This window comes from Virgibacillus sp. NKC19-16 (genome assembly GCF_021560035.1).
Taxonomy (GTDB): domain Bacteria; phylum Bacillota; class Bacilli; order Bacillales; family Amphibacillaceae; genus Virgibacillus_L; species Virgibacillus_L salidurans.
Window position 1 is genome coordinate 3,298,057 of the sequence record NZ_CP074373.1, and the last position, 24,718, is coordinate 3,322,774.

General features: G+C 42.5%; 19 protein-coding genes and 1 riboswitch. Of the genes, 7 read left to right on the forward strand and 12 right to left on the reverse strand.

All coding sequences use genetic code 11. The features are described from left to right. Positions 1-62 precede the first annotated feature (62 nt). The 6 genes from KFZ58_RS16465 to KFZ58_RS16490 form a co-directional block, all read right to left on the reverse strand. Positions 63-2,963, reverse strand: coding sequence for a glycoside hydrolase family 3 N-terminal domain-containing protein (locus KFZ58_RS16465; protein WP_235792371.1), 2,901 nt, complete (start codon positions 2,961-2,963; stop codon positions 63-65). A gap of 99 nt (positions 2,964-3,062) precedes the next feature. Then, positions 3,063-3,650 carry a CalY family protein gene (locus tag KFZ58_RS16470; protein ID WP_235792372.1) on the reverse strand — a complete coding sequence of 196 codons (588 nt, stop codon included), beginning with the start codon at positions 3,648-3,650 and terminating at the stop codon, positions 3,063-3,065. A 109-nt stretch (positions 3,651-3,759) separates the two neighbouring features. Continuing rightward, positions 3,760-5,115 carry an FIMAH domain-containing protein gene (locus KFZ58_RS16475; RefSeq protein WP_235792373.1) on the reverse strand — a complete coding sequence of 452 codons (1,356 nt, stop codon included), beginning with the start codon at positions 5,113-5,115 and terminating at the stop codon, positions 3,760-3,762. 92 nt (positions 5,116-5,207) lie between these two features. Continuing rightward, positions 5,208-6,581, reverse strand: coding sequence for a M14 family zinc carboxypeptidase (locus KFZ58_RS16480; RefSeq protein WP_235792374.1), 1,374 nt, complete (start codon positions 6,579-6,581; stop codon positions 5,208-5,210). Positions 6,582-6,864: 283 nt separating this feature from the next. Continuing rightward, complete coding sequence (locus tag KFZ58_RS16485) at positions 6,865-7,452, reverse strand: CalY family protein (RefSeq protein WP_235792375.1); 588 nt, start codon at positions 7,450-7,452, stop codon at positions 6,865-6,867. Positions 7,453-7,531: 79 nt separating this feature from the next. Next, entirely contained in the window at positions 7,532-9,106 is a 1,575-nt protein-coding gene (locus KFZ58_RS16490) for a M14 family metallopeptidase (RefSeq protein WP_235792376.1), read from the reverse strand. A gap of 717 nt (positions 9,107-9,823) precedes the next feature. Here KFZ58_RS16490 and KFZ58_RS16495 point away from each other — a divergent pair. Continuing rightward, the gene (locus KFZ58_RS16495) at positions 9,824-10,843 is read left to right on the forward strand and encodes a dipeptidase (RefSeq protein WP_235792377.1); all 1,020 of its coding nucleotides are present in this window, start codon (positions 9,824-9,826) and stop codon (positions 10,841-10,843) included. A 208-nt stretch (positions 10,844-11,051) separates the two neighbouring features. On the opposite strand, the gene KFZ58_RS16500 is transcribed toward KFZ58_RS16495, so the two are convergent. Beyond that, positions 11,052-12,128 (reverse strand): glycosyltransferase family 4 protein, encoded by a 1,077-nt coding sequence (locus tag KFZ58_RS16500; RefSeq protein ID WP_235792378.1) that lies wholly within the window; start codon positions 12,126-12,128, stop codon positions 11,052-11,054. A gap of 198 nt (positions 12,129-12,326) precedes the next feature. Next, positions 12,327-12,437: riboswitch (TPP riboswitch) on the forward strand. Positions 12,438-12,511: 74 nt separating this feature from the next. Between KFZ58_RS16500 and KFZ58_RS16505 the strand changes: the two genes are divergently transcribed. The 6 genes from KFZ58_RS16505 (at position 12,512) to zwf (ending at position 17,499) form a co-directional block, all read left to right on the forward strand. Continuing rightward, positions 12,512-13,513, forward strand: a complete 1,002-nt coding sequence (locus KFZ58_RS16505; RefSeq protein ID WP_235792379.1) for an ABC transporter substrate-binding protein — start codon at positions 12,512-12,514, stop codon at positions 13,511-13,513. 7 nt (positions 13,514-13,520) lie between these two features. Further along, complete coding sequence (locus KFZ58_RS16510; protein WP_235792380.1) at positions 13,521-13,811, forward strand: thiamine-binding protein; 291 nt, start codon at positions 13,521-13,523, stop codon at positions 13,809-13,811. Then, the gene (locus KFZ58_RS16515; protein WP_235792381.1) at positions 13,808-14,551 is read left to right on the forward strand and encodes an ABC transporter permease; all 744 of its coding nucleotides are present in this window, start codon (positions 13,808-13,810) and stop codon (positions 14,549-14,551) included. The genes KFZ58_RS16510 and KFZ58_RS16515 overlap by 4 nt, the downstream gene beginning before the upstream one ends. Positions 14,552-14,565: 14 nt before the next feature. Further along, positions 14,566-15,297 carry an ABC transporter ATP-binding protein gene (locus KFZ58_RS16520; protein ID WP_235794767.1) on the forward strand — a complete coding sequence of 244 codons (732 nt, stop codon included), beginning with the start codon at positions 14,566-14,568 and terminating at the stop codon, positions 15,295-15,297. 104 nt (positions 15,298-15,401) lie between these two features. Beyond that, complete coding sequence (locus KFZ58_RS16525) at positions 15,402-15,803, forward strand: hypothetical protein (RefSeq protein WP_235792382.1); 402 nt, start codon at positions 15,402-15,404, stop codon at positions 15,801-15,803. A gap of 205 nt (positions 15,804-16,008) precedes the next feature. Continuing rightward, on the forward strand, positions 16,009-17,499 hold the full coding sequence (gene zwf, locus KFZ58_RS16530) for a glucose-6-phosphate dehydrogenase (RefSeq protein ID WP_370642328.1): 1,491 nt from the start codon (positions 16,009-16,011) through the stop codon (positions 17,497-17,499). Between the two features lie 392 nt (positions 17,500-17,891). On the opposite strand, the gene KFZ58_RS16535 is transcribed toward zwf, so the two are convergent. The 5 genes from KFZ58_RS16535 to KFZ58_RS16555 all read right to left on the reverse strand — a co-directional run bounded on the left by KFZ58_RS16535 (position 17,892) and on the right by KFZ58_RS16555 (position 24,567). After that, positions 17,892-19,061: an IS256 family transposase gene (locus KFZ58_RS16535; protein ID WP_235794768.1), complete on the reverse strand. Its 1,170-nt coding sequence runs from the start codon at positions 19,059-19,061 to the stop codon at positions 17,892-17,894. Between the two features lie 121 nt (positions 19,062-19,182). Beyond that, positions 19,183-19,485: a hypothetical protein gene (locus tag KFZ58_RS16540; RefSeq protein ID WP_235792384.1), complete on the reverse strand. Its 303-nt coding sequence runs from the start codon at positions 19,483-19,485 to the stop codon at positions 19,183-19,185. 248 nt (positions 19,486-19,733) lie between these two features. Further along, positions 19,734-22,790: an efflux RND transporter permease subunit gene (locus KFZ58_RS16545; protein ID WP_235792385.1), complete on the reverse strand. Its 3,057-nt coding sequence runs from the start codon at positions 22,788-22,790 to the stop codon at positions 19,734-19,736. 3 nt (positions 22,791-22,793) lie between these two features. Next, positions 22,794-23,663 (reverse strand): efflux RND transporter periplasmic adaptor subunit, encoded by an 870-nt coding sequence (locus tag KFZ58_RS16550; RefSeq protein WP_235792386.1) that lies wholly within the window; start codon positions 23,661-23,663, stop codon positions 22,794-22,796. A gap of 25 nt (positions 23,664-23,688) precedes the next feature. Then, positions 23,689-24,567 (reverse strand): TetR/AcrR family transcriptional regulator, encoded by an 879-nt coding sequence (locus tag KFZ58_RS16555; RefSeq protein ID WP_235792387.1) that lies wholly within the window; start codon positions 24,565-24,567, stop codon positions 23,689-23,691. Positions 24,568-24,718: the final 151 nt, after the last annotated feature.

The window sequence follows — 24,718 nt, forward strand, 5'->3', positions numbered from 1 at the left end:
TAGTTAAGAAGCAGCCGTTCTTACGGATTTTTATACGGAAAGAACGGCTGCCCATTGTGACATTAACTGGCGGTAGCTTCTGTCTCCTGCTCTTGTTCAAAGGCAATGTCAGAGATGGCAGAATCTATCAAGTCACCAACCATTTGAACTTTTTCAGGACTTACCCGGTCAATGGTATCTTCGGGGGAGTGATACCAAGGTTCTATACCAGCTTGGCCCGGTTCTGTCCCTCGTTCCATCCAGATGAAGAGTGCAGCATCGATTCCTGCGTTATGGAAGTGAACGTGATCAGATCTGCCTAATTGATGACGTGTCAATCTGTTGTCATCGAGTCCTAATCTTTCGGCGGCTAAATCGACGGACTCCCAAACTGTATTCGATTCCCCGTCAACCGTACTGACATGGAGCTGGGATGCCGGCTCCCAATCTGTTCCAACCATATCCAGATTAAAATTAGCAGCACTTCTATTAATCTCTTCATCTGATAATTGACTGACATAGTGCTCGGAACCTAAGAGACCTGCCTCTTCCGCACCAAAGGCCACAAAACGGATCTCTTTGTTCGCCGGCTCGTCCCGCGTTACCTTGGCCAGTTCCAGAAGAGCGGCGGTTCCCGATCCATTGTCATTTGCTCCCGGTGATCCCGGCACACTATCATAGTGGGCAGTGACATACACAATTTCAGGGTCCTCAATGCCCTCAGCTTCTTTGACTGCTATCACGTTTTGCGATTGAGCACCATTAGGAATATCAAATGTTTGTGTAGACGCGTTGTACCCAAGCTTTTCAAATTCAGCTTTTATATACTCGGAAGCTTCCTCTTCTCCCTCACTTCCGGGAGCACGTGGTCCGATGTCTTCACTCAAATGCCGAATATGGGCCATTGCCCTGTCTGAATCAAAAGCAAATGCTTCCCATTTCTCAATTAACATATCAGCTTGGGATTGCAGCAGATTATAAGCTTCAACTGAGATCAGCTCATTATTTTGCTGATGATCTAATAAATCATTAAATCCTTGCATATGCTTGATGACTTTTTCCACTGCTTCTTGTACTTCATAATGGTTTACAGCGGTCAAATGACGATTCAGCGCACGTGGAGCAGTATCACTTTCGAACTCTCCTTCGTCCTTAAGCTGATCGACAAGTGTTTTAATGTCTTCTGCATTTTCAGGTATTTCAGCTTCATAATTTTCCCCATGGCCAAATTCATAATGGCCTTCAATGGTTACCGGTAGTTTGCCACCCGGGTTTGCTCCATAAATGACATCGACAGCAGCTTCCCATGAAACCGGTACTGCCGATCCCCATCTTTCTATCGCATATGTTGCGATGTGTGCATCCACATCCGGGTATTCCTTGATGTCATATGGAAGGCCTAAAGATATCGATACCACCGGTTTCTCTGTTTCCTCAAGTGCGTTTACTAATTGACTTTGCCCTTGATCGAGTTCATCGGCCGAGAAAGTTGAAACAATGACGCGATCTGCCTGTTCAGCTTGCTGGACAACTTCATTAATTTCTTCAGCAGAAGGATTTTCAGATGTTACATCGTAATCCACGTTCCCGTTTGTTTTCCTTTGAACATCCTCAGCTATATCTTCAATATAATAACTTTGGTTGTATATCTCCGGACCAACGACAAAAGTAGATTCATTGGATTCTGGATCAAAAGGCAATACATCATCATTTTTCACCAGTGTCATCGAGTCCTGTGCCATATTTTTAGCCAATTCTTTATGGGATTCCGTATTCACAACGTCTGTAGCTTCTTCCGGATCAACATAACGATTATCAAAAAGTCCATACATGACTTTTTTGGCTAAAATCCGCTCAAGAGATTCGTCAACGCGTTCTTGCGTGAGTTCACCAGACTCATAGGCTGATAGAAGCGCTTCAAATGATTCTTTCTGTTCATCAAGTGAGCCGGTAGCCATGACAATATCGGCACCAGCCTGAATGGTCATCACGGCTGCTTCCCCTGCTCCCCAATTATCTTTTATCGCTTGCATCGACATGGCGTCTGTTACAATAAGTCCGTTAAAACCCATCTCTTCACGAAGCAGTCCAGTTAAAACGTCTTCTGACAATGTTGCTGGAAGTTCCGGATCAATAGCTTCAATGATGACATGAGACGTCATAATCGAGTCGGCTCCAGCATCGATGGCAGCTTGAAACGGTGGAAGATGAACCTCTTCCAATGTCTCTCGGTCATAACCGACAGAAGGGAGATCGTAGTGTGAATCGTCACTCGTATCACCATGCCCCGGAAAATGTTTTGGTGTCGATAATACGCCATTTTCTTGATACCCTTCTACTTGTGCAACCGTCATGTCTGAGACAAGCTCTGTATCTTCGCCAAATGATCGTACACCGATCACCGGGTTATTCGGGTTGGTGTTCACATCAGCAAGGGGGGAATAATTCCAGTTAAAACCTGTTGCTTTCATTTCCCTTGCAGTGACACTTGCCATATCCTCTGCTGCCTCTAAGTCTCTCGTCGCAGCGATTCCCATCTGACGAGGAAATGCAGTTGCATCGGTCACATGCTGGTTGACACCATATTCAAGGTCAGCCGTTGAAAATAATGGAATACCCATATTTGTTTCGGCTGCCCATTCCTGAAGTTGATTATTGTATGCGGCTGTCGTGCTAGCATCGCGATTTCCGTAAATAATGACCGATCCGGCTTTGTATTCTTGAATAAGTTCTTTGGTGTCTTCATTTGGCATGTTTTGTTCGTTATCATGGGTGGATGGCATCACGAGCTGCCCAATTTTTTCTTCCGTGTCCATTTGTGTGATCATTTGCTGGATCATCTCTTGATTCGCGTTATTCTCCCGCTCTTCATCTGGTTTCATGTTTTGCCCGGCAAATGCTGATGGTGTAAGAGCTGTAATTGGCGTTGTAAGGAGAAGAACGAACACGAACATGTAACTTAGTAGCTGAACCCGTTTCTTCATTTCAAACCTCTCCCCTCGTTATGAATTTTTAGAGAAACAAAGAGCTGCCCATAACTGACTTTCATCATTGATGGCACAGCTCTCCTAGATTAAAATTTATTATTCTTCATCATCAGTAACTTGTTGTGCAGTAAATGTCCATTCCAGATTTAAAGAATCTCCCTGGAATTCATTCTGATCTTCTCCGTTATCAACGAAGGTAAATTCGACAACAAGGTCATCGCTGGTACCGGCTTCAAGTCCATCTTCACCAAGCGTAGGAATAAATACTTCTTCATTAACAGCTTCAGGTGACATGTCTCTCAGATCAGCCAATGTTGTTTCGTAAATTACTTCATTCAGCTGATCCGCATTGTATAAAAACTCTACTTGAATATGGTTTCCGAAATCATCCACATTGTCACTTTCTGCATCCGTTACGGAATAATCCGTTTCCAGGAGAACCTTGTTCATATCCACGGTACCGTTATTTTGCAGTTCAAAATCGCGAGTCATGGAATCACCGGGTTGAATGTTTTCAACATTAATCACCTCCGTCGGTTCAACACCTAAATCAAGCGTTCCAGCCGCAAACGTGTTGTTCGTTGTCTCACTATCACTGAAATATGCAAATGTTCCTCCACCTATTAACGTTAGACCAAGTGCAGCCGTCATAACGCCCATGCCTAATTGCTTTTTAATACCCATATAAATTCCCCCTCATCATAGATTAATAGATTCTCGGTATTCTCCGAGTCAGATAGGACAAGTGACTTCTTGATCCATCTATTCGATCTCCCCAATTTATAGGTGGCCTTTACTGCCACCTTCCAATTAAATAATCAGCGTCATCCGTTAGCCTGTCATACGCCTTTTCCGAAATTAATTCTTCATTTTCCTGGTGATCAAGTAAAGACTTAAAGCTCCTAATATGTTTAACTACTTTGTCAGCTTTTTCATTTTCTGCGTAATGGCTTATTGCGGCTAAATGTACCTTTAAGGAACGAACGGCATCCTCAGTTTCGAACTCTCCTTCTTTGAAGAAACGATCAATGAGTGTTTCCGTATCAGATAGATTTGAAGTCCAATACTTAGGCAGGTTCAAGAAATCATCACCGTTAAGGTCATCAATCGAGTTATCCGCCATACGGGTGACAATACCCCATAACCCGTTCTCCACGCGATCTATCAATTGCTGATCATATCCATATTCAGGTTGTTGTCCAGGCATTTCAAAAAGAACCGTTGCGGTTCCATTGAGAGCAAATGAAGACCTAGCCTGACCAGGCAAATCGCGCTCCTCTGGGTGTAAATAACGAGCCACACCGGTCTCCTCACTGTCTGAAAATTCCTTTACACCAAGGGCAGCAGCCAACGAGTAGCGTTTGGATTTGTCTTGATCCAATTTTGGCCAATCATCGTATTTGGAGCTATCATCTGGTCCCAGTGGGGGATAGTCTATTGCAATTGTGACATCCTCACCAGTTTCATTGAGCTCAGGAGTTCCCATGTGATGAAGGTCGACAAAAGCTTCCACTTCCCCGAACTCATCCTTCAAATCCAGATAAAGATCTCTAAGGATTTGGGATTCATTTGTTAGAAAAAAACCAGGGTCAGCACCCGTACCAGGTAAATCCTCCAGCACAGGTTCGTAGTTCAAATCCGGGTTAAAATCCCGGTTGATGTCAAAACCGCCGTTCCTTTCACTATAGTACCAGGCGGGATCAGCACCTTCGAGTTGTGGGTAAGTCGCTATGACATCATCCCAAGAGAAAATGTTTTGCCGTTGAGTTATCTCGGCACCATCAACATTAAGCCGAGGAATAGCAACTATTGTAACCCCATCACGAACTGCTTGGGCAAAGGAGCTATCGCTAGTTCCAAGAGTCTCGAACATTTGCATAAGTGCTTCAGGGCCACTCTTCTCATTACCGTGTATATTAGAGTTGATCAGCAACACTTGGTCGCCCGTCCCCACACGAGCAGTGTAGATTTCACGTCCTTCGCGTGAATGACCGATAACCTCGACTTCAACCTTTCCGGCACTGGCCTCCTCAATTTCATTCAGTTTTTGGCCTAGTTCCTCATAGGTCATAAAATGGTCATCCGAGCTTTTCTTATTATCTCCGTCTTGACTTGCTAAACCAGTAAGTGGGTTTATAGTCAGTGCCAATAATAAGATCGCAAAGGGCAGAATTTTTCTCCAAATATTATCTTTCATGATATTCACCTCTCAATGGATTCTAGTACATCAAGGTTATGAAACTATTGCCACCTTTCAACCAAATAATCAGCATATGCGTTAAGGGTTTGGTACGGCTCATCAGCTATCAGCTCATTTTCATTCTGATAGTCCAGTAATGGTATAAAGCTGTTCATATGTTTAGCAGCCTTTTCCATTAATCCATTTTCCTCGAAGTGACTTACAGCAGTTGAATGTACACCCAAGTCCTGAGCGGCATTATTGTCTACTTTTCCCTCATCCTCATAAAAATTGACAAGCCCATTGATATCTTCTGCAGATGTTTCAAATAGTACTGCTGGCTGCTCGGGAATTGAGATTGTGCCATCATAATCTGTGCTATAACCTGTTAGCGGGGGACTTGGTATTTCATCCCAGCGATCAGGATCAATGTTGTACATTTCTTCTGAAGCAAGCCCCGACAAAAAGGCATGAGTAGCAATGACATTCTGCTGAATCAAAGGTTCCCGCTCACCATTCAAAAATTCACCCGAGGTTTCCAAGAAAGCAGCAGGATTGCTATGCCCCTCAGGATTAATACCTTGATAATTTAGCCCAAGCATCATACCAGACATTACCGCGCCTCGGTAATCAACTTCATGCGTATCATTTGGACCCACTCTATACTGGTTAACTGTAAATTGGTGATAGGGGTCTACAGCATCGTATACATTAACCATCGCTTGGCGGCCCAGATCTGCGTACTCCCCTCCTTCAATATCGGAAAGGGTAGGGCCCTCTGGTGCTAACGTGATACCAAGTGACATCGTTACGGGAATATCTGTATCATAAAACTCTTTATCCCCTTGATGGTGGATATCAAGTGCAAAATCAGGCTTAAGTTCAGCCCAAAATGTGTAATAACCAAGTGTCTCAATTGCTTCAAAATTACCTTCAACCCAGTCTCTGTTTAAATCGACAGACTCCCCGGGCTCCCCTGTTTCCGGGTCAATGATTCTCGTTCCTCTTTCATACCTTTCAGCGCCATCCGGATTATACATTGGAATAAAATATATTGTTAACTCTTCCATCATCTCTTTATAAGAGTTGTCTTTTTCCTCTATTAAATTTTCGATAATGCGCAACGTTGCATTCGTTCCATAAGGCTCATCACCATGAATACGTCCTTGAACCCAGATCTTCTTGTCACCGTTGCCTATCTTTGCAACATAAAGATCGCGCCCTGCCTCACTTCTTCCTTCTTCAATACCGATCTCTCTTAGTGTAAATACATCAAGCTTACCGTCACCTTGTTCTTCCAGGTTCTCAAGTGTACCAATCATTTCATCATACCCAATGACATCTGAAGTGTCAGTGGGTGCCGCGTTGACCATCCCAGCAAAGGAAAAAGCAAAAAAGATCGATGCTGCAAGTAAGAATAGTCGTTTTTTTAACATTTTTCCACTCCTTTGGAATTACCTACTTATGATTAATAAGGGTTACTTTTATGCATCTCGTTTCGTTGTTATTCTGACCAAAGCTTAACGCTCGTTTTACCTTTGCGTTATTCTTTATCATCTGAATGACATAAGTCTTATTGCCATTGCCCCATGGCAGTCATTATACTGCCACAGGGGGTGCACATTGCTTATAAACTCATGAGATCAGAAAAAGAGAATATCCCACGTTGAAGTTGCAACACTTCTATCAATCTCTCAATCTTTCTTCTAGGTCACTCCTTTAGCTTTCATCATCAGTAACTTGTTGTGCAGTAAATGTCCATTCCAGATTTAAAGAATCTCCCTGGAATTCATTCTGATCTTCTCCGTTATCAACGAAGGTAAATTCGACAACAAGGTCATCGCTGGTACCGGCTTCAAGTCCATCTTCACCAAGCGTAGGAATAAATACTTCTTCATTAACAGCTTCAGGTGACATGTCTCTCAGATCAGCCAATGTTGTTTCGTAAATTACTTCATTCAGCTGATCCGCATTGTATAAAAACTCTACTTGAATATGGTTTCCGAAATCATCCACATTGTCACTTTCTGCATCCGTTACGGAATAATCCGTTTCCAGGAGAACCTTGTTCATATCCACGGTACCGTTATTTTGCAGTTCAAAATCGCGAGTCATGGAATCACCGGGTTGAATGTTTTCAACATTAATCACCTCCGTCGGTTCAACACCTAAATCAAGCGTTCCAGCCGCAAACGTGTTGTTCGTTGTCTCACTATCGCTGAAATATGCAAACGTTCCTCCACCTATTAACGTTAGACCAAGTGCAGCCGAGGCAATCCCCATACCTACTTGTTTTTTTAAACCCATTTAAATTCCTCCTCATTTTTTATCTGAATAACTGTTTCATGAATGAAAAATCCTATTTAAATGTCTAATCTCCACGTAATTAGCTAGCATCATCCATCACCCTGCTAGAATCTAAGCCAACCTCCCACTTATCAAGCAAATAATCAGCATAGGTGCCAAGATCTTCATAGGCCTTTTCAGAAATTACGTCATTATCTTTCTGATGGTCGAGCAATGTGTTAAAACTATTCATGTGTTTTAAAACTTTCTCGCTTTCTTCCTGCTTTTCGAAACGATCTACTGCAGTCAAATGCATTTTCAAGGCACGAGCATCACTAGCATCTGAGAATGCTTCCTCGTCTTCAAAATGCTCAACCAATGATTTCATATTCGTTGCAGTTCCCACATCCGTACTATCATATAAAGCTAAACCTTCAACCTCATTGTAGGTAGCGCGCTCGTCAAGCAAAAATGGCAAGACCGTCATCATCGGTTGGCTCATCGAAGCAAATACACCATTACCATCTACCTCTTCGGTTTGCAGTGAGAATAAAGCCATATGTTGGCTCATTTCCTCAGCCTGTGTTTCGCTAAGCAAATATCCACTCGGTTTCTTTTCCAGTACTGTCGTCGGGTCCCAATTATCTGCCCCGTCTAAATAGAACGGCTGGGATTGATCTGCTCCCGCCTCTGCTTGACGCTCCGGTGCACCGGTCATGACTGCTGTGACGTCTTCAAATCGATCACGGTAAAATGTTAGCACCGATTCGACAGCGCGTTTTTGAGCTTCAACCCGGTATGTTGGCTCTTGCTCGCCAGCAGTTTCGGTTAGTACGCCCATACCATTGCGTAATCCCAGCATGTTACGCATAATACGTTCGTCACCACCACCTGCTCCACCTGGGGATCCATACAATCCTGTGGAAAAGCCAGCATCCTCTACAGCTGGAAACAAGTAATCCTCAACCATCTCTTGATTTAATGCCTGCAGTTCATCATCTACATTAAGGTTACGTGGCCAGAGCAATTCTATATCCGGATTTCCAGTAGCGCGAGGGCGCTCATGCCCATCCACCGTAATATCAGGATTGAACTGATCCAGGACTTCTGCTATCGTCTGCACCTCAAGCGTACTCAAACTTAGATGCTGGCGATTAATATCTATCCCTGCCGCATTACTGCGTGTATTTGCTTCCCTGCCATCTGGGTTCGCTGTCGGAATGAACAGTATCGTCGCATCACTAAGTTGTTCTAAAACTTGCGGATCATCCGTAAACGCAAGATCCCTCAATAACTGCAAGGCCATCTCCCTTGGTGCGTTTTCATTACCATGCTGTGTTCCAATGACTAGCATATTCCGTCCCTCGGCAATGTCCTCATCGGAAGGGGGTTCCGGAAAACCCACGCGCACCAAGTGCAGTGGCCTACCTTCTTCCGTCGTACCAACTTGTGAATAAGTAACCCGATCCGACGACTCCGATACCTCTTCTAAGAATTCCAATTCCTCTTCATGGGTTGTCCACCCATCTCCCTCACGCTCCTCAAATCCCGTTGTCGGCGGTTGTGAAGCGCTATCATTTTGCTGAGTCGCTAGCCCTGTCATTGGAACCATGGTCATAAACAACACTAAAATAAGGACTTGAGATAAAATTCTTGGCCAACTTTTTCTTTTCATAATATCCTCCTTAAAATTTAGATGGTTTACGAAATCGATTTAACTTTGATGAATCTAGTGAAATACGCAGTAAAATTTGAGCAGAAATCGTTTCACCTCCTATTAAGATTTTTGGCAGCTAGATTCACTAATTTGTGTGAAATCCAGTGGTCAGTTGCCGTATTTCTTCGTTGTAAATATAAGTATAATAGATTTTTTAGTAGAAAGATATAATATTTTGAAAATTGATGAAATAGTAATGCATTTTCCTCATTTATTACATAGGTTAAAGTCCTTGTTTTTAAATAGACCCTTTTTAAAGCTTGGTTAAATAGAATTTCTGTCATCTTACTTTATTTCCAACGATACATTACTAGTTATATAGACCTACCAACAAAATCAATATTACAAAATAACTTTCTGATTATTGGAAAATAGTGTCTAATTTCCTCGTTTTCACCCTTCATATATAGATAATAAACCTCAATTTTAACGAAAATTGTAATACTCCCATGAAAAATGACCTATTTTTTGAAATAAAGACATTTATTTGTAAAAAACATAGACAAGCATCCCAGTCGTATAATTTTGATGTATAGTAACCCAAATCCATTCGACATATTTCGGGGCGTGACAGGCACTTGTCGAACTCGCAATTGATCCTTTTCACTTCTTTTTTTACCCTGAATATGATTCAATAAAGTGAAATTGACACTTTTAGGAGGCTAATCAGTGGTCATGGAAAAATTTAAGCAATTAATAAATGAAATCCACGATGAATCTATTACGATTGATGCGCATTTTGACCTTCTTTTTGATGTGGCGGCACAGCGTGAATTAGGGCGGAAGCGGGTGATTGAGTCAGATCATCTCCCCTTTTTCCATAAAGGGGGCTGGAATATTATTGTGTCTTCCATTTACCTAGGTGATGGTGATTTGCCGGAAATGGCGCTTCGTAAGGCATTGAACCAAGTAAGCTGTCTGTATACGGAGATCGAGGAGTCTCCGGATAAGATAATGCTTTGCAAAAACATCCAGGATATCATGCAGGCGAAAGACAGCGGAAAAGTGGGGATTATGCTCTCCTTTGAAGGCGTTGAACCCCTGGGGACAGATATAACACTTTTACGTGTGTTTTATGAACTTGGAGTCCGGATGATCGGGCTTACATGGAGCAGAAGAAATGCTGCCGGTGATGGATGTGCATTTGACTTCGCTGAGCACCAAATGACTGGCGGTTTGTCCGATTTTGGACTTGCTGTGATTGAGGAAGCAGAAAAATTAGGCATGATAATGGATGTCACACACATTAATGATCAGGGATTTTCAGATATTATCAGGGATTCACATCAACCAGTAATCGCTTCTCATTCTAATACGCGGGTGATCGCCAACACGCCAAGGAACTTAACAGATGAACAGCTACGAGAAATTGCGACCTCAGGCGGGGTTGCCGGAATTAATGCAGTTAGCAAAATTGCATCCAAGCCACCCAAAGATGCCACGATCGAAACTTTGGTGGATCATATCGAACATATGGTTTCTATTGTTGGCATCGATCATATTGGGATTGGCCTGGATTTATGTGACATGCTAAATAAATATGTAAAAAATCGCACCGCATTTGATGTTGTCCGCAATCACGGAGCGCTTGAGGATTTAACAGAGTCACTGCTGGAGCGCGGTTTTGAAAAGGATGATATTTTGAAAATTTATGGTGAGAATATGCTGCGGGTTTATCGGGAGGTACTCTCGTAAGTTAGTTTAATCGGGCGGGAGCGGGGACCCGCCCTTTTTCTGCCATATGAATGGCTATGGAGGGTACTTTCACAAAGAATGCTTATAAGAGACAACATAGAAAGAGAATTTAGCATCACGTGAAAACTTCAGTTTAGCATAACCTAAACTCATAACAATATTCCCATCCCAAACCAAAAAAAGGATCCCCTACCTAAGCAGAGAATCCTCATCTATTCCTCTCCATTTTTCTAAGTAATCTTCTTAGCCTGTCCACAACAGGTCGCCTTCCTCCCATGACGACTCCTGACAATTCTGCAAAAATATGTAGGAGCGCGAGTACAAAAAACGTGACAATAAATGCCGTTGAGATGGATGCAAAAGAAAACAGGATGGCCAGTGCACCGAATAAGGCACTGAACGCGTACATAATCATGACTGTTTTCCGGTGACTGTATCCTCCGGCAATCAGCTGATAATGGAGATGCTTGTTATCCGGCATCATGATGTTTTCCTTATTGTAGGCTCTTCGGACAATGGCTAACAATGTATCAAATATCGGCACCGCTAACACCACAACAGGGATGATGAAACCGAATAACGCGATATTTTTAAACAACCCGAGCATGGAAACTACTGCGATCATGTAGCCGAGAAAATTGGAACCTGTATCACCCATATATATTTTTGCAGGATAAAAATTGTGATACAGAAATCCGAGATTGGCACCGATCAATACAATACATAAATATGCGACGATGATTTGCACGTCAATTAGTGCCATGATGAATATACTTGTCAGGGCAATTGTCGCCACCCCTGTAGCAAGGCCATCCAGCCCATCGATTAGATTGATCGCGTTGGTGATGCCAACAACCCAGAGCACTGTGATAAACACACTGAAAAAGCCAAGATCTACCATGCCGATGATTGGCAGGGTTACGCGTTCAATGATAAGTCCCGACGAAATAAGAAATGACGCTGCAATAAGTTGTCCCGTAAGCTTGATAACAGGTCTGATGCTGAAGCGGTCATCGAGTGCACCAGTTAGGACGATGACAATCGCTCCAAGTAAAATTTCCGGCAGGTGCTCGTGAGTCGGCTGCAGGTAAAGCGCACCAAAAAAAGCACCAATAAAGATGGCTATTCCACCAAGTCTCGGTGTTATTTGCGTATGTATTTTCCTTCTATTTGGCAGATCAACCGTCCCTATCTTAATCGCCAATTTTTTCACGGGATAGGTTACTAAAAAAGTCGCAACAAGTGCAATCATAAATGCGATAAATAAATCGACATAATTATACATAGGAATCTCCTAAAATTCATGATTTCTATTCATCTGAGGTAGCGTATCGTCTGCCTTTGATTATATCGAATACATTACTACATATGCAAACGTAACATGATTCGACAAATTTCGGGGCGTGCCTGTCACTGTTCGGGCTTTACATCTTGGGTTATTCTGTGGCATACTGTTTTTGTATTCGATTCCTGAAAATTTTATATTTTAATGTGGGGGGGCTGGTTTAAGCTGGCTGAGATTGTATCCGTATGATACTGACCCTTGGAACCTGATCTGGTTGGTACCAGCGGAGGGAACATAGTCATATTTTAAAACATGATGAATGTTTATCCTATGCGCTAAAGGGCTAACCTTTAGCGCATTTTTTATTTTAAAGGAGGAGAAAAATGAGTAGAACATACTTTTTGTTATTTTTATCTATCGTTCTATTTTTTACAGTAGGGTGTGGGCAGGATGAAGCAGCTACAGAAGGGGGTGAAAATGACCTAACACCGGTTTCCTTTGTCCTGGACTGGACGCCGAATACAAATCATACCGGAATATATGTCGCAAAGGAAAATGGTTATTTTGAAGAGGAAGGGCTTGATGTCGAAATTATGTTACCAGGGGAAGCTGGCGCAAATCAATTACTCGCTTCAGGACAGGCAGATTTTGGTGTTAGTTATCAGGAAGGACTAACGCAGGCTCGCGTGGAGGGGCTTCCGCTCGTTTCGATTGCAGCGGTCCTGCAGCATAATACGGCTGGCTATGCGTCACCTGTAGACAAAAACATTACAGAACCAACGGATTTTGAAGGAAAAATATATGGTGGAACCGGCAGCACGCTGGAACAAGCTATGATGCAAACCATCATGGAAGAAAATAATGCGAATATTGATGAGGTCGAATTCCTGCCTATTGGTGACGCCGACTTTTTCACAGCGGTTGAGCGTGATGTCGACTTCTCGCTTGTTTATTACGGCTGGACAGGTGTTGAAGCCGAATTAAGAGACGAACCATTAAATATGGTATATCTTACTGATTTTTCCGAGGAGCTCGATTACTATACGCCGATTCTAGCAACAAGTGAAGAAATGATTGAAACCGATTCAGAAACAGTTGAAGCATTTGTACATGCAGCAGCAAAAGGCTATGAATTTGCAATCGAAAACCCGGAAGACGCCGCTTCTATTTTAATAGATAGTGAGCAGGAGCTGGATCCGGATTTGGTGAGGGCAAGTCAGGAGTGGATATCACCAAGATACCAGGATGATGCAAAGCGTTGGGGTATTCAAGAACATGAAAGATGGGAGAGTTTTACTAATTGGATGTTCGAAAATGGAATAATTGAGAACGAACTTGAGGTGGACCAAGCATTTACAAATGAATTTTTACCAAGTGAGGAGTGATTTTCAGGTGGCGAATTCAATCATAAGTATTCAAATTATCCCGAAAGTAGAGGCGGGTGAAAACGCCTATTCTTATGTAGACGCGGCAATTGCTGTGATCGATGATGCAAATGTAACGTATCACGTTCATCCGCTTGAAACAACGATGGAAGGTGAACTATCCGAATTGCTGCAAGTGATTAAGAAAATGAATGACAAAATGATTGCAATGGGGGCGGGCAATGTCATCTCACAGGTGAAGATACTCCATCAGCCGGCAGGGATTGCTATGGATGCGTTAACGGAGAAATACCAATGAAAAAATTATTGCAGATAGGATGGCGGCCGGTTGCTGCCATCTTTATCCTGATTGGTTTATGGCAGCTGGCAACACAGGTTTTTTCGATTGAAACATGGTTACTCCCTGCCCCAACAGATATTGTTCGTGAAGGGATAGATGTGTTTCCTGGCTTCCTGACACATCTTCTGGCAACAACACAGTTATCCATTACAGGATTTATCATCGGGACGTCGGTCGGCTTGTTGAGTGCCACGCTCTTGCATCTGTCGCCACGCATGCGGGAGACATTTTATCCGTTTTTAATTCTCTCGCAAAACCTGCCCGTTATTGTACTTGCACCATTGCTTGTCATTTGGTTTGGATTTGGTTCCTTGCCAAAATTGATTGTCATTACAATCGGATGTTTTTTCCCGATTGCAGTATCTGCCTTAGGTGGATTTCAGCAAACCAACCGGGAGTTGACCTACTACATGAAAATGATGGGTGCCAGCAAATTACAATTGTTTTGGAAACTGGAGTTGCCTCATGCGTTGCCTGCGATTTTTTCCGGTTTGAAAATAGCGGGAACTTACAGCGTGATGGCTGCAGTTATCGCTGAATGGCTGGGAGCTCAAGAAGGAATTGGTGTGTTTATGACACTCGCTTCTTCATCTTATCAGACACCACGTGTATTCGTTGCAATTATTGTTGTTATGCTGCTTAGCCTAACAGTTATTGGTCTGATTACCTTGCTGGAGCGAAGATTGATACGGTGGTAAAAGAAAGGAGAACAATGATGAAGCTCGCATTACGGAATATCAGCAAATCCTTTGGAGATAAACAAATACTGGATAGCATTTCATTCGATGTTCAAGATGGTGAATTCGTCTCATTGATTGGGCCTTCCGGGAGTGGCAAAAGTACATTATTCAACTTAATTGGTGGGTTATTTGCACCTGACAGTGGTGAAATATTTATGAATGAAAAAGAGATTACAAGGAGGAGCGGCCATATTGGCTATATGCCACAGCAAGCCTCCCTCTTCCCATGGCGCTCGGTCATGCAAAACGTATTGCTTGGCCAGGAGCTGCAGGGCATAAAAGAAAAAGACCGCGCAATGAAGATGCTAGAAAAAGCAGGACTTGGCGACGTTGCTCTTGCCTACCCACACGAACTATCCGGTGGCATGAAGCAGCGCGTCGCCTTTATTCGGGCTCTCTTAAGTCCACAATCTTTCATGTGCTTGGATGAGCCTTTCTCTGCGCTGGACGAGTTTACACGTCTGGATATGCAAAAATGGCTGCTCTATATTTGGGAGGAAGACCAGCAATCTGTTCTATTTGTGACACATAACATTGAAGAAGCATTGTTTTTGTCAGATAAAATCATTATCCTTTCTACTAATCCGGCGCATGTAAAAAAAGAGATCATCATCCCCTTTTCCAGACCGAGAAATGAAGACATTTTACTCACCTCCGAATTTCTAGAATGGAAAAAATACGTAATGGAGACAGTACAAGCTTGATGACATGATTCGACAAAATCCGGGGCGTGCCTGTCACTGTTACATGTGGTAAAATGATTATGGTTTTTTAATAATAATCAGATAAGACCTGAGGAGGTGTGATGATGGCGTATATTTTTGTTGCTGCGGCGGTGTTGGCTGTTATTCCGATCTTAGTTCTTTTTAAAGTGAATATGGAAAAGTTGAAGGAAGATCCTGGACAGCGAAATAAGGTTCAAAGTCATTTTATGATCGGGGTCGCTGTGAGTGAGGTCATTCCGCTTATACTGCTGGTTTTTGGATTTATGGGGACGAATCAAGTAGATAGCATGAGCGAATTATACATACCTGGATTAATTATACTTTTATTGATGGGATTTGCAGCTTTCTTTATTTTTCTGCAGAGGAAAGTGGATGTAAATCCGGAAACAAAGGATACGATAAACTCCTTTGCCGCAATTAGCGCCGCGCTTGTCAATGCTATACCGATCGTAGCGCTAGTTGCTCTGTTTATGATGGCGCCTTAATTATTATTTTATTTGACTGATCAAGCAGTCCTCGATCGACTCATTGAGGGCTGTTTTCATCTATATTATTGAATTCGACAATAATCAACAAAAACCGGGTGGTGACAGGCACTGAAATCCCCTCCAACCTGCTTTAGTTGATTTAAAACTTTTTCCCCTTTAAAATGAATAATTATGGACTCACGTAGAAATGAGGGAATTTCTATTGAATAATCAACAAAACCCAAAGGCAATTATTGTTATTTTTGGGGCAACAGGCGATTTAGCGAAACGAAAATTATTTCCATCTATTTATAGGCTTTATCAAAATGGGAAAATTGATGATGACTTTGCAGTGATTGGTCTTGCACGGAGGCCGTGGACCAATGAAATATTGCGTGACAATGTAGAACAATCGATTAAGGAAACAAATGCTTCCAAATCGGATGTAGATAAATTTACATCACATTTTTATTACCAGTCCTTTGATGTTACGGAAGCCTCTTCTTATCAGGGGTTAAATGATTTAATGCAGGAACTGGAAGGGATGTATAATACAAATGGCAACCGAATATTCTACTTGGCGATGGCACCGGAATTTTTCGGAACAATTGCAGTTAACTTGAAGGATTACTGCTTAGAGATGAGCTCCGGCTGGTCACGCCTTGTAATCGAGAAGCCATTTGGCCATGACCTGCCATCTGCGAGAGCGTTGAACAGCCAAATTCGTGAGGCGTTTGATGAGGATCAGATTTATCGAATTGACCATTATTTAGGCAAGGAAATGGTTCAAAACATTGAAGTGATCCGTTTTGCCAATGGAATATTCGAGCATCTATGGAACAATCGGTTCATTTCAAACATTCAAATCACCTCCAGTGAATCACTGGGTGTCGAGGAACGCGCACGTTATTATGATCATTCCGGAGCTACCCGGGACATGGTTCAAAATCATATGTTACAGATGGTGGCATTACTCGCTATGGAGCCGCCCATTAAACTAACAACCGATGAAATTCGTTCGGAAAAAATCAAGGTACTAAGGGCACTCCGCCCCATTGACGATAGTGAAGTGGATGAGAATTTCGTCCGCGGACAGTATGGCAGTGGTCATTTGCATGGAAAGGATGTGCAGAGTTATCGCGGGGAAACGGATGAATTAAAAGATTCGCATACGGAAACATATGTGGCAGGTAAAGTTATGATTGATAATTATCGCTGGGCCGGGGTCCCTTTTTATATTCGGACAGGCAAGCGTATGGCCGAAAAATCAACCAATATCGTTGTTGAATTTAAGGACATTCCGATGAATCTGTATTCGGAGGATGACGGGAACAAAAACCCGAATTTACTTGTCATTAATATCCAGCCAAATGAGGGGATTACGCTGTTTTTAAATGCGAAGAAAGCAGGCCACGGCTCTGCCGCACAGCCTATTCAGCTTTCCTATAATAATAATGGTGTGCATGGGATCAATACACCCGAAGCGTACGAAAAACTGCTCTATGACTGTATGCTTGGGGATGCAACAAACTTTACACATTGGGATGAGGTAGCATTCTCTTGGGCGTACATTGACGCTATTTTAAATGCATGGTCCAGACGAACGCCTGACTTTCCAAATTACACTTCAGGATCCATGGGGCCAAAAGAAGCGGATGATCTGCTTGCCAAAGATGGCTTTCATTGGTGGCCGATAAGAGATGTAGTACAATAAGAGGATCTTTTTGAAGGAATGCCTGTTTATAAAAATAAAGAAGGGTGCCGCTGGATTGCGGCGCCCTTCTTTATTTTTATTGGGAGGTGGATTCGCGAGTGGGGCGGGTCTATCCTGATTCGAAGGGTCTGTCTCCCGTTTTGAAGCAGTGCTCTCCCGATTTGGATACGCTCTCTCCCGTTTTAGATGTTTTCTCTCCCGATTCAAAGCGCCACCCTCCCGTTTAGGTGGCCTTCTCTCCCGTTCCACCTCGCCTCCAGTCAAGTACATTTTATTGTGTAAAATCCTATTTACAAGTTTATAGCCACTTTATAGTATTTAGTTGAATCTGTTTTGGAAAGGAGGGGTACCACTCCTTTCCAAAACAAATTTTCGCGCGCGATCAGGCCATGCTAGTCCCTTTTGAATATGGGTCTTTTCTTTTGCTCTTCTTCCTCATAATCCATTAATACAGCTCCAATCAGGCGGAATGCTGATTGCGTATTAGGAAAGATACGTATCACTCTTTCCCTGCGTCTTACCTCTTGATTAAGGCGTTCGAGGGAATTTGTACTACGAATAAACTTTTGATATTCTTCTGGTTCATTTAGATACTGAATGGCATCATCAAACCCATTCTCCAGGTTATCAATAACTTTATTCAGCTTAGAATTATCTTGATAACGACTTACGAATTCATCTTTTCGTTTTCTTGCCATCTCAGGTGTAGATACATCAAAAATTTGTTTTAATTCTTCCTTTACATCATTCATGCTTTTCTTTGGTAGCTCATCAATCAGATTCTTCTTAAAATGAACGGTACAACGCTGCCATGAAGTTCCGATAAACACCTTTGGAATAGCTTTTTTTAGTCCGGAATGAGCATCTGAAATAACCAGTTTTGGTGATTGTAAACCACGTGCGATGAGTTCCCTTAAAAATTCATTCCAGGCTTCGTAGCTTTCTTCATGACTTACTTTTAAGCCTAGTACTTCTCTTTTATTTCCCTCGTTAAGTCCAGTGGCAATATAAACTGCTTTAGATACCACTTTATGATGCTCACGAACTTTGATATACATAGCGTCTACGTATATATACCGATAATATTCGGTGCCTAAAGAACGATTTGCCCATTCATTCACAATTGGGTCCAGTTTCTCAGTGAGTGAGGATACAAAGGACTTAGAGACATATTCACCACACAATTGTTCTACAACATTTTTTACCTTTCGAGTGGACACACCGTTGACGACCATTTCAAGCATAGATAAAGCAAATGCCTGATCACAACGTCTATATTTTTCAAATGCAGTGGTTGAAAATTCCCCACTGCGAGTACGAGGCACACATAACTTAACCTTTCCAATACTCAACATATAATCTCGATCATAGTAGCCATTTCGATAATCTTGACGTTCATCTGAACGTTCATAAGCACCGGCTTTTAAATACGCATCACGTTCTTTTTCCATGTACTCGTTCAAAACTAGAACAATAGTTGATTTAACAACGTTATCAATGTTCGAATTCATTAATGACTCTTTTAAAAAGTCCATATCTAGGTTAAACTGTATCTGGGTCATCATTAATTCCTCCTTGTTTTTCGTGGTTGTTAAACATTGTATCATAGGAATTAATGTGACCCTTTTTTATTTTCTTTTTACACAATTATATGGACTTAATCTCGCCTCCCCCAATTCAACATCAATCTCCCCGTTCAGGATCAGGTCGTGCGGCGGTAAACATCAAGACGATGGCAGTTATAATATGCATTATCATACCAACAAATGGAATCCAAGCTATAAGTGATGTTATGACACCTAATATACTACCAGCGGTCATTCCTCTATCTCTATGGGTTAGCACCCATGTAATTATATGCAGGAATAGCATGACAATAAGCGGCGTCCAGGCCTGGCTAAGTATATAAATGCCACCTAAAATCGGTATCCCTAGCAGAGCCTCCAATATTCCAGTTATCCATCGCATAATTCGTGATAAAGACATCGTTTTTCCTCCAATGAAAAAAGTTATATATTAATGTTCCCAATTAAACTAGAAATCACACATCATTATTCCCTGTTTGTATAAAGGAAAATGTTGAAATAGGGCACTCAATATGTATGCTGATTTTCTGGAGATACTTTTGGACCTTCTACCAATTCAAAGCCGCCTCCGAACATCCACAACAAACACACACCCGATTCCACACAAAAAGCCCCCCGGCCGGCTACGCGAGGAGCTTTCTCATTAACTTATACTTCCTTTTTCTTCTTCCGTTCTGTAATTTTCTTGGTTAAATCATCGAACATAGAATAAACCACTGGTACAAGCAGCAATGTGAACATACTCGAGACGCTGAGTCCGAATATAATGGTTACGGCTAATGGCTGCTGTAATTCTGCACCTTCGCCTATTGCCAGTGCAATTGGCACCATGGCTAACACAGTTGTTAATGTTGTCATCAGGATCGGGCGCAATCTGCTGCGACCCGCTTCAATAATGGCTTCATGTTTTTCCATGCCTTTTCGCCTTAGTATATTCATGTAATCGACAAGTACGATCGAATTATTGACAACGATACCGGCAAGCATGATGAGCCCAATGAATGCGACAGTGCTCAGTGGCAGCCCCGTTACAAGGAATCCGAGCATTACGCCGACTACGGTTGTTGGCAGTGCGAACATAATAATTAACGGATACAGGAAATTCTCAAATTGGATTGCCATGACGGCATATACCAGGAATATCGAGAAAACGAGCGCTAAGGCCAGTTGTGAAAATGCATCCGCCATATCCTCGGCCTGGCCACCCATATTATAGCTATACCCTTCAGGCAAGTTCATGTCTTCAAGTGCTGATTCTATATCTCCAACAACACTTCCCAGATCACGACCGCTAATAGCGCTTGTTACGTTCATTTGCGGCTGTTGGTTCTCCCGTAGTAATGCTACAGGTCCTTGTATTTGCTCAAACGAAGCAACTTCCTGGAGTGGGACCTGAGATCCGGTTTGGGACTGAATTTTCATATCCTCTAAATCATTAATTGTACTGCGCGTGTCTTCCGGATAGATCATGGAAACATCCATCTCTTCCCCGGCTTCACTGTACCTAGTGACAACCTGACCATTAAACTGCATTTGAACTTGGCCTAGGATTTGTTCTTGGTTTAACCCATACATCGCTGCTTGATCATCATTAATGTCGATGTTCATCTGGGGGACGGCCTCATCTGCAGCGGATGAGGGATTAAAGACACCATCGATGGATGAAATAGTATTCACAACATCATCCGATAATTCACGCAGGACTTCATGTTCCGGACCATTTAACTGGATCTGAATCGGGTCTCCTGTACTCATGTCACTAATTGAACTAACAGTGATTTCTGCTCCAGTGACCGATTGCAGTTCTCCGTCGAGTTCCTGGACTAAGGAATCTGTAGACGTCTCTCTCTCTCCAGCTGGTATTAACTGCACGGTATAGGTGGCTGTATTTGCACTTGCCCCCATCATGCCGCCCCCACCAACAGAAACATAACTAGAGTCAATGAGATCCTGGTGATTTGCTAATTCCTCATTTACTTGAATAACTTTTTCCTCGGTATAATCCGCTGAACTTCCGGTTTCTGTTTCCACCTGGATTTGCATTTGACCCTGATCGGATGCCGGGATAAACGCTGCACCAACAAATGGTATTAATGCAAGGCTGGCTACAATTGCAATAAGCGTCCCTGCAATCGTTGTTTTACGGTGGTGGAGCACCCATTCCAGTGCACTGCGATACTTGCCCCCAAGCCAATGTAGAAAACGGTCAAACCAATAACGGCGGCCACTTTCTGCCATTGCTTTGGATAACATTTTCGATGAAAGCATCGGTACGAGCGTGATGGCTACGATAAGGGATGTGACTAACGCAAATGCTACGGCTAACCCGAGTGGTGTAAACAGATCGGCTGCAATACCTTCCACAAAGATCATTGGCAAAAAGACGACCAATGTTGTAGTGGTGGATGCAATCACTGCCGGCGCAAGCTCTGATGCTCCTTTCGTTGCAGATTCAACTAAACTGTAACCTCTCTGCCTGTAGGAGTAGATATGTTCTAAAATAACAATCGAACTATCGACCATCATCCCTATTCCTAATGCTAATCCACCTAGCGTTAATACATTAAGTGTTTGACCCGTGAAATATAATAGAGCAAATGTCGAGATAAGCGCAATCGGAATCGAAAAACCAATTACAAGCGTTGCGCGTACACTTTTTAAAAATAGGAGTAAAATAAAAACGGCTATAGCCCCAGCGATTAAGATATTTTGTACAACAGAATCAATGGACATCTGCGTAAATTCGGATGTATCAATGATTGTCTCCATATTTACATCCTCAGGCAGGTCCCCACTTAATTCATCCATTCTCTCCTGAATGGTTGTTGCAACATCAACTGTGTTGGCGTCCGTTTTCTTCATCATGTTTAGGACAATGGAAGGCTCTCCATTTACAAGTGTTGTTGAAGATTCCTTCGTCGTATCATTTACTTCAGCAATGTCTTCTACGTGAACAGTGGCCCCGGACTCGGATTGAACAATCGTTTGTTCAATATCCTCTAATGACTCAAATTCACCGGTTACACGCAGCTGAAGATCTTTATTCCCTTGTTCAACATTGCCGACAGATGCTGATTGATTCGAGCTGTTCAGCGCAGTAGCAATAGTTTGCGGGCTCATACCATATTGCTGCAATTTCTCCTGATCAAGCACTAGTTGAATTTCGCGCTCCTCGCCACCTTCCACCGTTACAGAAGCAACCCCCTCCTGACGTTCAAAGAATGGCACGATATCATTATTGGCAATCTGTGTTAATTCTTCCGGATCCCCACCGGTTAACCCCATGGTTACAATTGGCATTTGATCCGGACTAAAGCGCATGATATTTGGTTCTCCTGCTCCCTCCGGAAGGGAACCACTAACTTGGTCAACACTTTCACGTACATCGAGTAAGGCCTGATCCAAGTCTGTTCCACTGGTGAACATCATCATAACGAGGGATGAACCGGATTGAGATTGGGATTGTACGGTATCAATCCCTTCAACGGAACTAACAGCAGCTTCGAGTGGCTGACTAATGACATTTTCTACATCCTGTGGTGCCGCATCTTCATAAGTTGTTGCTACAACTGCTACCGGCAATTCAATATCCGGAAAAAGATCTACCGACAAATTACGTACACTTACAATGCCGAGCGCAATGATTGCAAGTACAATCATTATGACGCCAACAGGACGTTTAACGGATGTATTTACTAGCTTCAAAGTTTATTCCCCTTCCACAACGTTTACTGCGCTGCCATCATTTAGAGTCAATTGCCCATCGACAACGATCTCATCTCCTGCTTGAACTTCGCCTTCGATGGCCGTTTCATCGGATTGTGTTTCCTGAACGGTTACAGCTATTTGGTTTGCAATCTGATCACCATCGATAACATAGACAAAAGCCTCATCATCAACACGAGTAATCGCCTCTGTCGGAACGATAATGGATTCTTCTACCCTGTTCTCAGGAACGCTCATCTCTCCAATCATTCCAGGCAGGATATCTCCATCTTCATTCTCAACTGTTGCTTCTACCGGATATAACCCTGTATCGTCAGGCATCTTACCAATTTCAGTAATTTCTGCTTCATATTCATTATCATCAATCACAACATCCAATGTATCTTCCGTTGAAAAAAGCTTTTGAACATCGGCTGTTACGCTAAATGTCAAAATCATGCTATCCAGATCAGCAACAACGGCTAATGGCTCTTCTGTGCTTACCCTGTCCCCTTCTGAGGCTTCTAAATTTGTGATTTCCCCTGCAGCTGATGCTGTTATATCCTGATTTCCAGCAGGCGTAGCTATGGTCGCAATCAGATCATCTTCTTCTACCTGATCACCATTTTCCACCTCTAATGTATCAACTTCACCTGGGTTTTGAAGCCCAACTGGTGCTGTGCTTGATGGGGACGTGCGTCCATACACCAATCTGTCAATAACTAAATCACCTTCTGTCGCCTCAACCGTTTCCACCTGTGTTGGAATCTCTTCCTCTTCTTCTTCATTTTCATTTGTATCATCTTCTTCGGTACATGCGGCTAACAGCATAATGAGTACAATTGCAATCATGCCAAAAAGTATTCGCTTCATCATTCGTTCTCCTCACCTTAATAATTTAATGTAAAAGCTCCACCTGCAGAACGCTAGCCAGTTGTTCGCATTCATCCTGCATCTCTTTGAACCCCCTGAAATGTGCGAGCAACCCTTGTATCACTACAGGACGCGTTTTATTTTTATCTGCTTCTTTTTCAATCGCGTCAACCACTTCCTGGAGCTGTTTGATTTTTGCCGGATTTTCGTCCAATTTCTTGATTTTCTCACTTAATTTTATCAAACTATTCGAGATCATCTGTTCCGATGTTTTATTTTCTGTGAGATATTCACGCGGAATACGACCAATGGTGGTCAGCGCTTCTTCCTTCGCGGTGAGCATGCCGTGGACAATATCATCCAGCCTGCGAATAAGGAACGCGCTCAATTTATCGCGTTCGATATGTATATTATCAATGACAATCCATTTAAAATAACCATTTATTAACCCTTCAAACTGAATAACTGCATCAACGATTAATTCCTCAACTTTATCAGCATAGATGTTTTGTATCGACTCGCTTAACCAATGGAAATTTTCCATTTTCATCTGTCTCATCAGTTTATCCGTATGCTGCCCAACGGAGATATTTTCACGCAGGTGCATAATAATAAATTCTTTATAATGATAGATATAGTCGATTAGGATGGTGAGCTGTTTCTCCAGAATTTCCCGGGGAGAATGGTTCTCCTGCTTTACTCGATTGAACCTCTGGGTAATTTCTGTATGGAAAAAACGGTAAGCTGTTTCGATAAATTCCTCTTTCGATTGAAAATATAAATAAAATGCGCCCTTCGATACCCCAGCTTCACTAGCAATTTCCTGGATAGATGTATTGTGGTAGCCTTGCGTGGCAACTAACCTTACGCCAGCCTCAATTAACTTCATTTTCTTTTCATTCATAGTTCTGTACACCCAATTTCGTTATCCGAATTTCTGTAAAAAATAGTATGACATGAAATGACTTACCGGTCAGTCATTTTTTTGTAAATTAACTACCTTTCCATTATACATAGCTGATTAACTACAAGCAACTAATTGTTTGTGTATTTGG

Bases quoted from the DNA above. Each gene is read 5' to 3' on its own strand.
- KFZ58_RS16465 (WP_235792371.1), bottom strand. From the start codon at position 2,963: ATGAAGAAACGGGTTCAGCTACTAAGTTACATGTTCGTGTTCGTTCTT.
- KFZ58_RS16470 (WP_235792372.1), bottom strand. From the start codon at position 3,650: ATGGGTATTAAAAAGCAATTAGGCATGGGCGTTATGACGGCTGCACTT.
- KFZ58_RS16480 (WP_235792374.1), bottom strand. From the start codon at position 6,581: ATGTTAAAAAAACGACTATTCTTACTTGCAGCATCGATCTTTTTTGCT.
- KFZ58_RS16485 (WP_235792375.1), bottom strand. From the start codon at position 7,452: ATGGGTTTAAAAAAACAAGTAGGTATGGGGATTGCCTCGGCTGCACTT.
- KFZ58_RS16490 (WP_235792376.1), bottom strand. From the start codon at position 9,106: ATGAAAAGAAAAAGTTGGCCAAGAATTTTATCTCAAGTCCTTATTTTA.
- KFZ58_RS16495 (WP_235792377.1), top strand. From the start codon at position 9,824: ATGGAAAAATTTAAGCAATTAATAAATGAAATCCACGATGAATCTATT.
- KFZ58_RS16500 (WP_235792378.1), bottom strand. From the start codon at position 12,128: ATGTATAATTATGTCGATTTATTTATCGCATTTATGATTGCACTTGTT.
- KFZ58_RS16505 (WP_235792379.1), top strand. From the start codon at position 12,512: ATGAGTAGAACATACTTTTTGTTATTTTTATCTATCGTTCTATTTTTT.
- KFZ58_RS16515 (WP_235792381.1), top strand. From the start codon at position 13,808: ATGAAAAAATTATTGCAGATAGGATGGCGGCCGGTTGCTGCCATCTTT.
- KFZ58_RS16520 (WP_235794767.1), top strand. From the start codon at position 14,566: ATGATGAAGCTCGCATTACGGAATATCAGCAAATCCTTTGGAGATAAA.
- KFZ58_RS16525 (WP_235792382.1), top strand. From the start codon at position 15,402: ATGGCGTATATTTTTGTTGCTGCGGCGGTGTTGGCTGTTATTCCGATC.
- KFZ58_RS16535 (WP_235794768.1), bottom strand. From the start codon at position 19,061: ATGACCCAGATACAGTTTAACCTAGATATGGACTTTTTAAAAGAGTCA.
- KFZ58_RS16540 (WP_235792384.1), bottom strand. From the start codon at position 19,485: ATGTCTTTATCACGAATTATGCGATGGATAACTGGAATATTGGAGGCT.
- KFZ58_RS16550 (WP_235792386.1), bottom strand. From the start codon at position 23,663: ATGAAGCGAATACTTTTTGGCATGATTGCAATTGTACTCATTATGCTG.
- KFZ58_RS16555 (WP_235792387.1), bottom strand. From the start codon at position 24,567: ATGAATGAAAAGAAAATGAAGTTAATTGAGGCTGGCGTAAGGTTAGTT.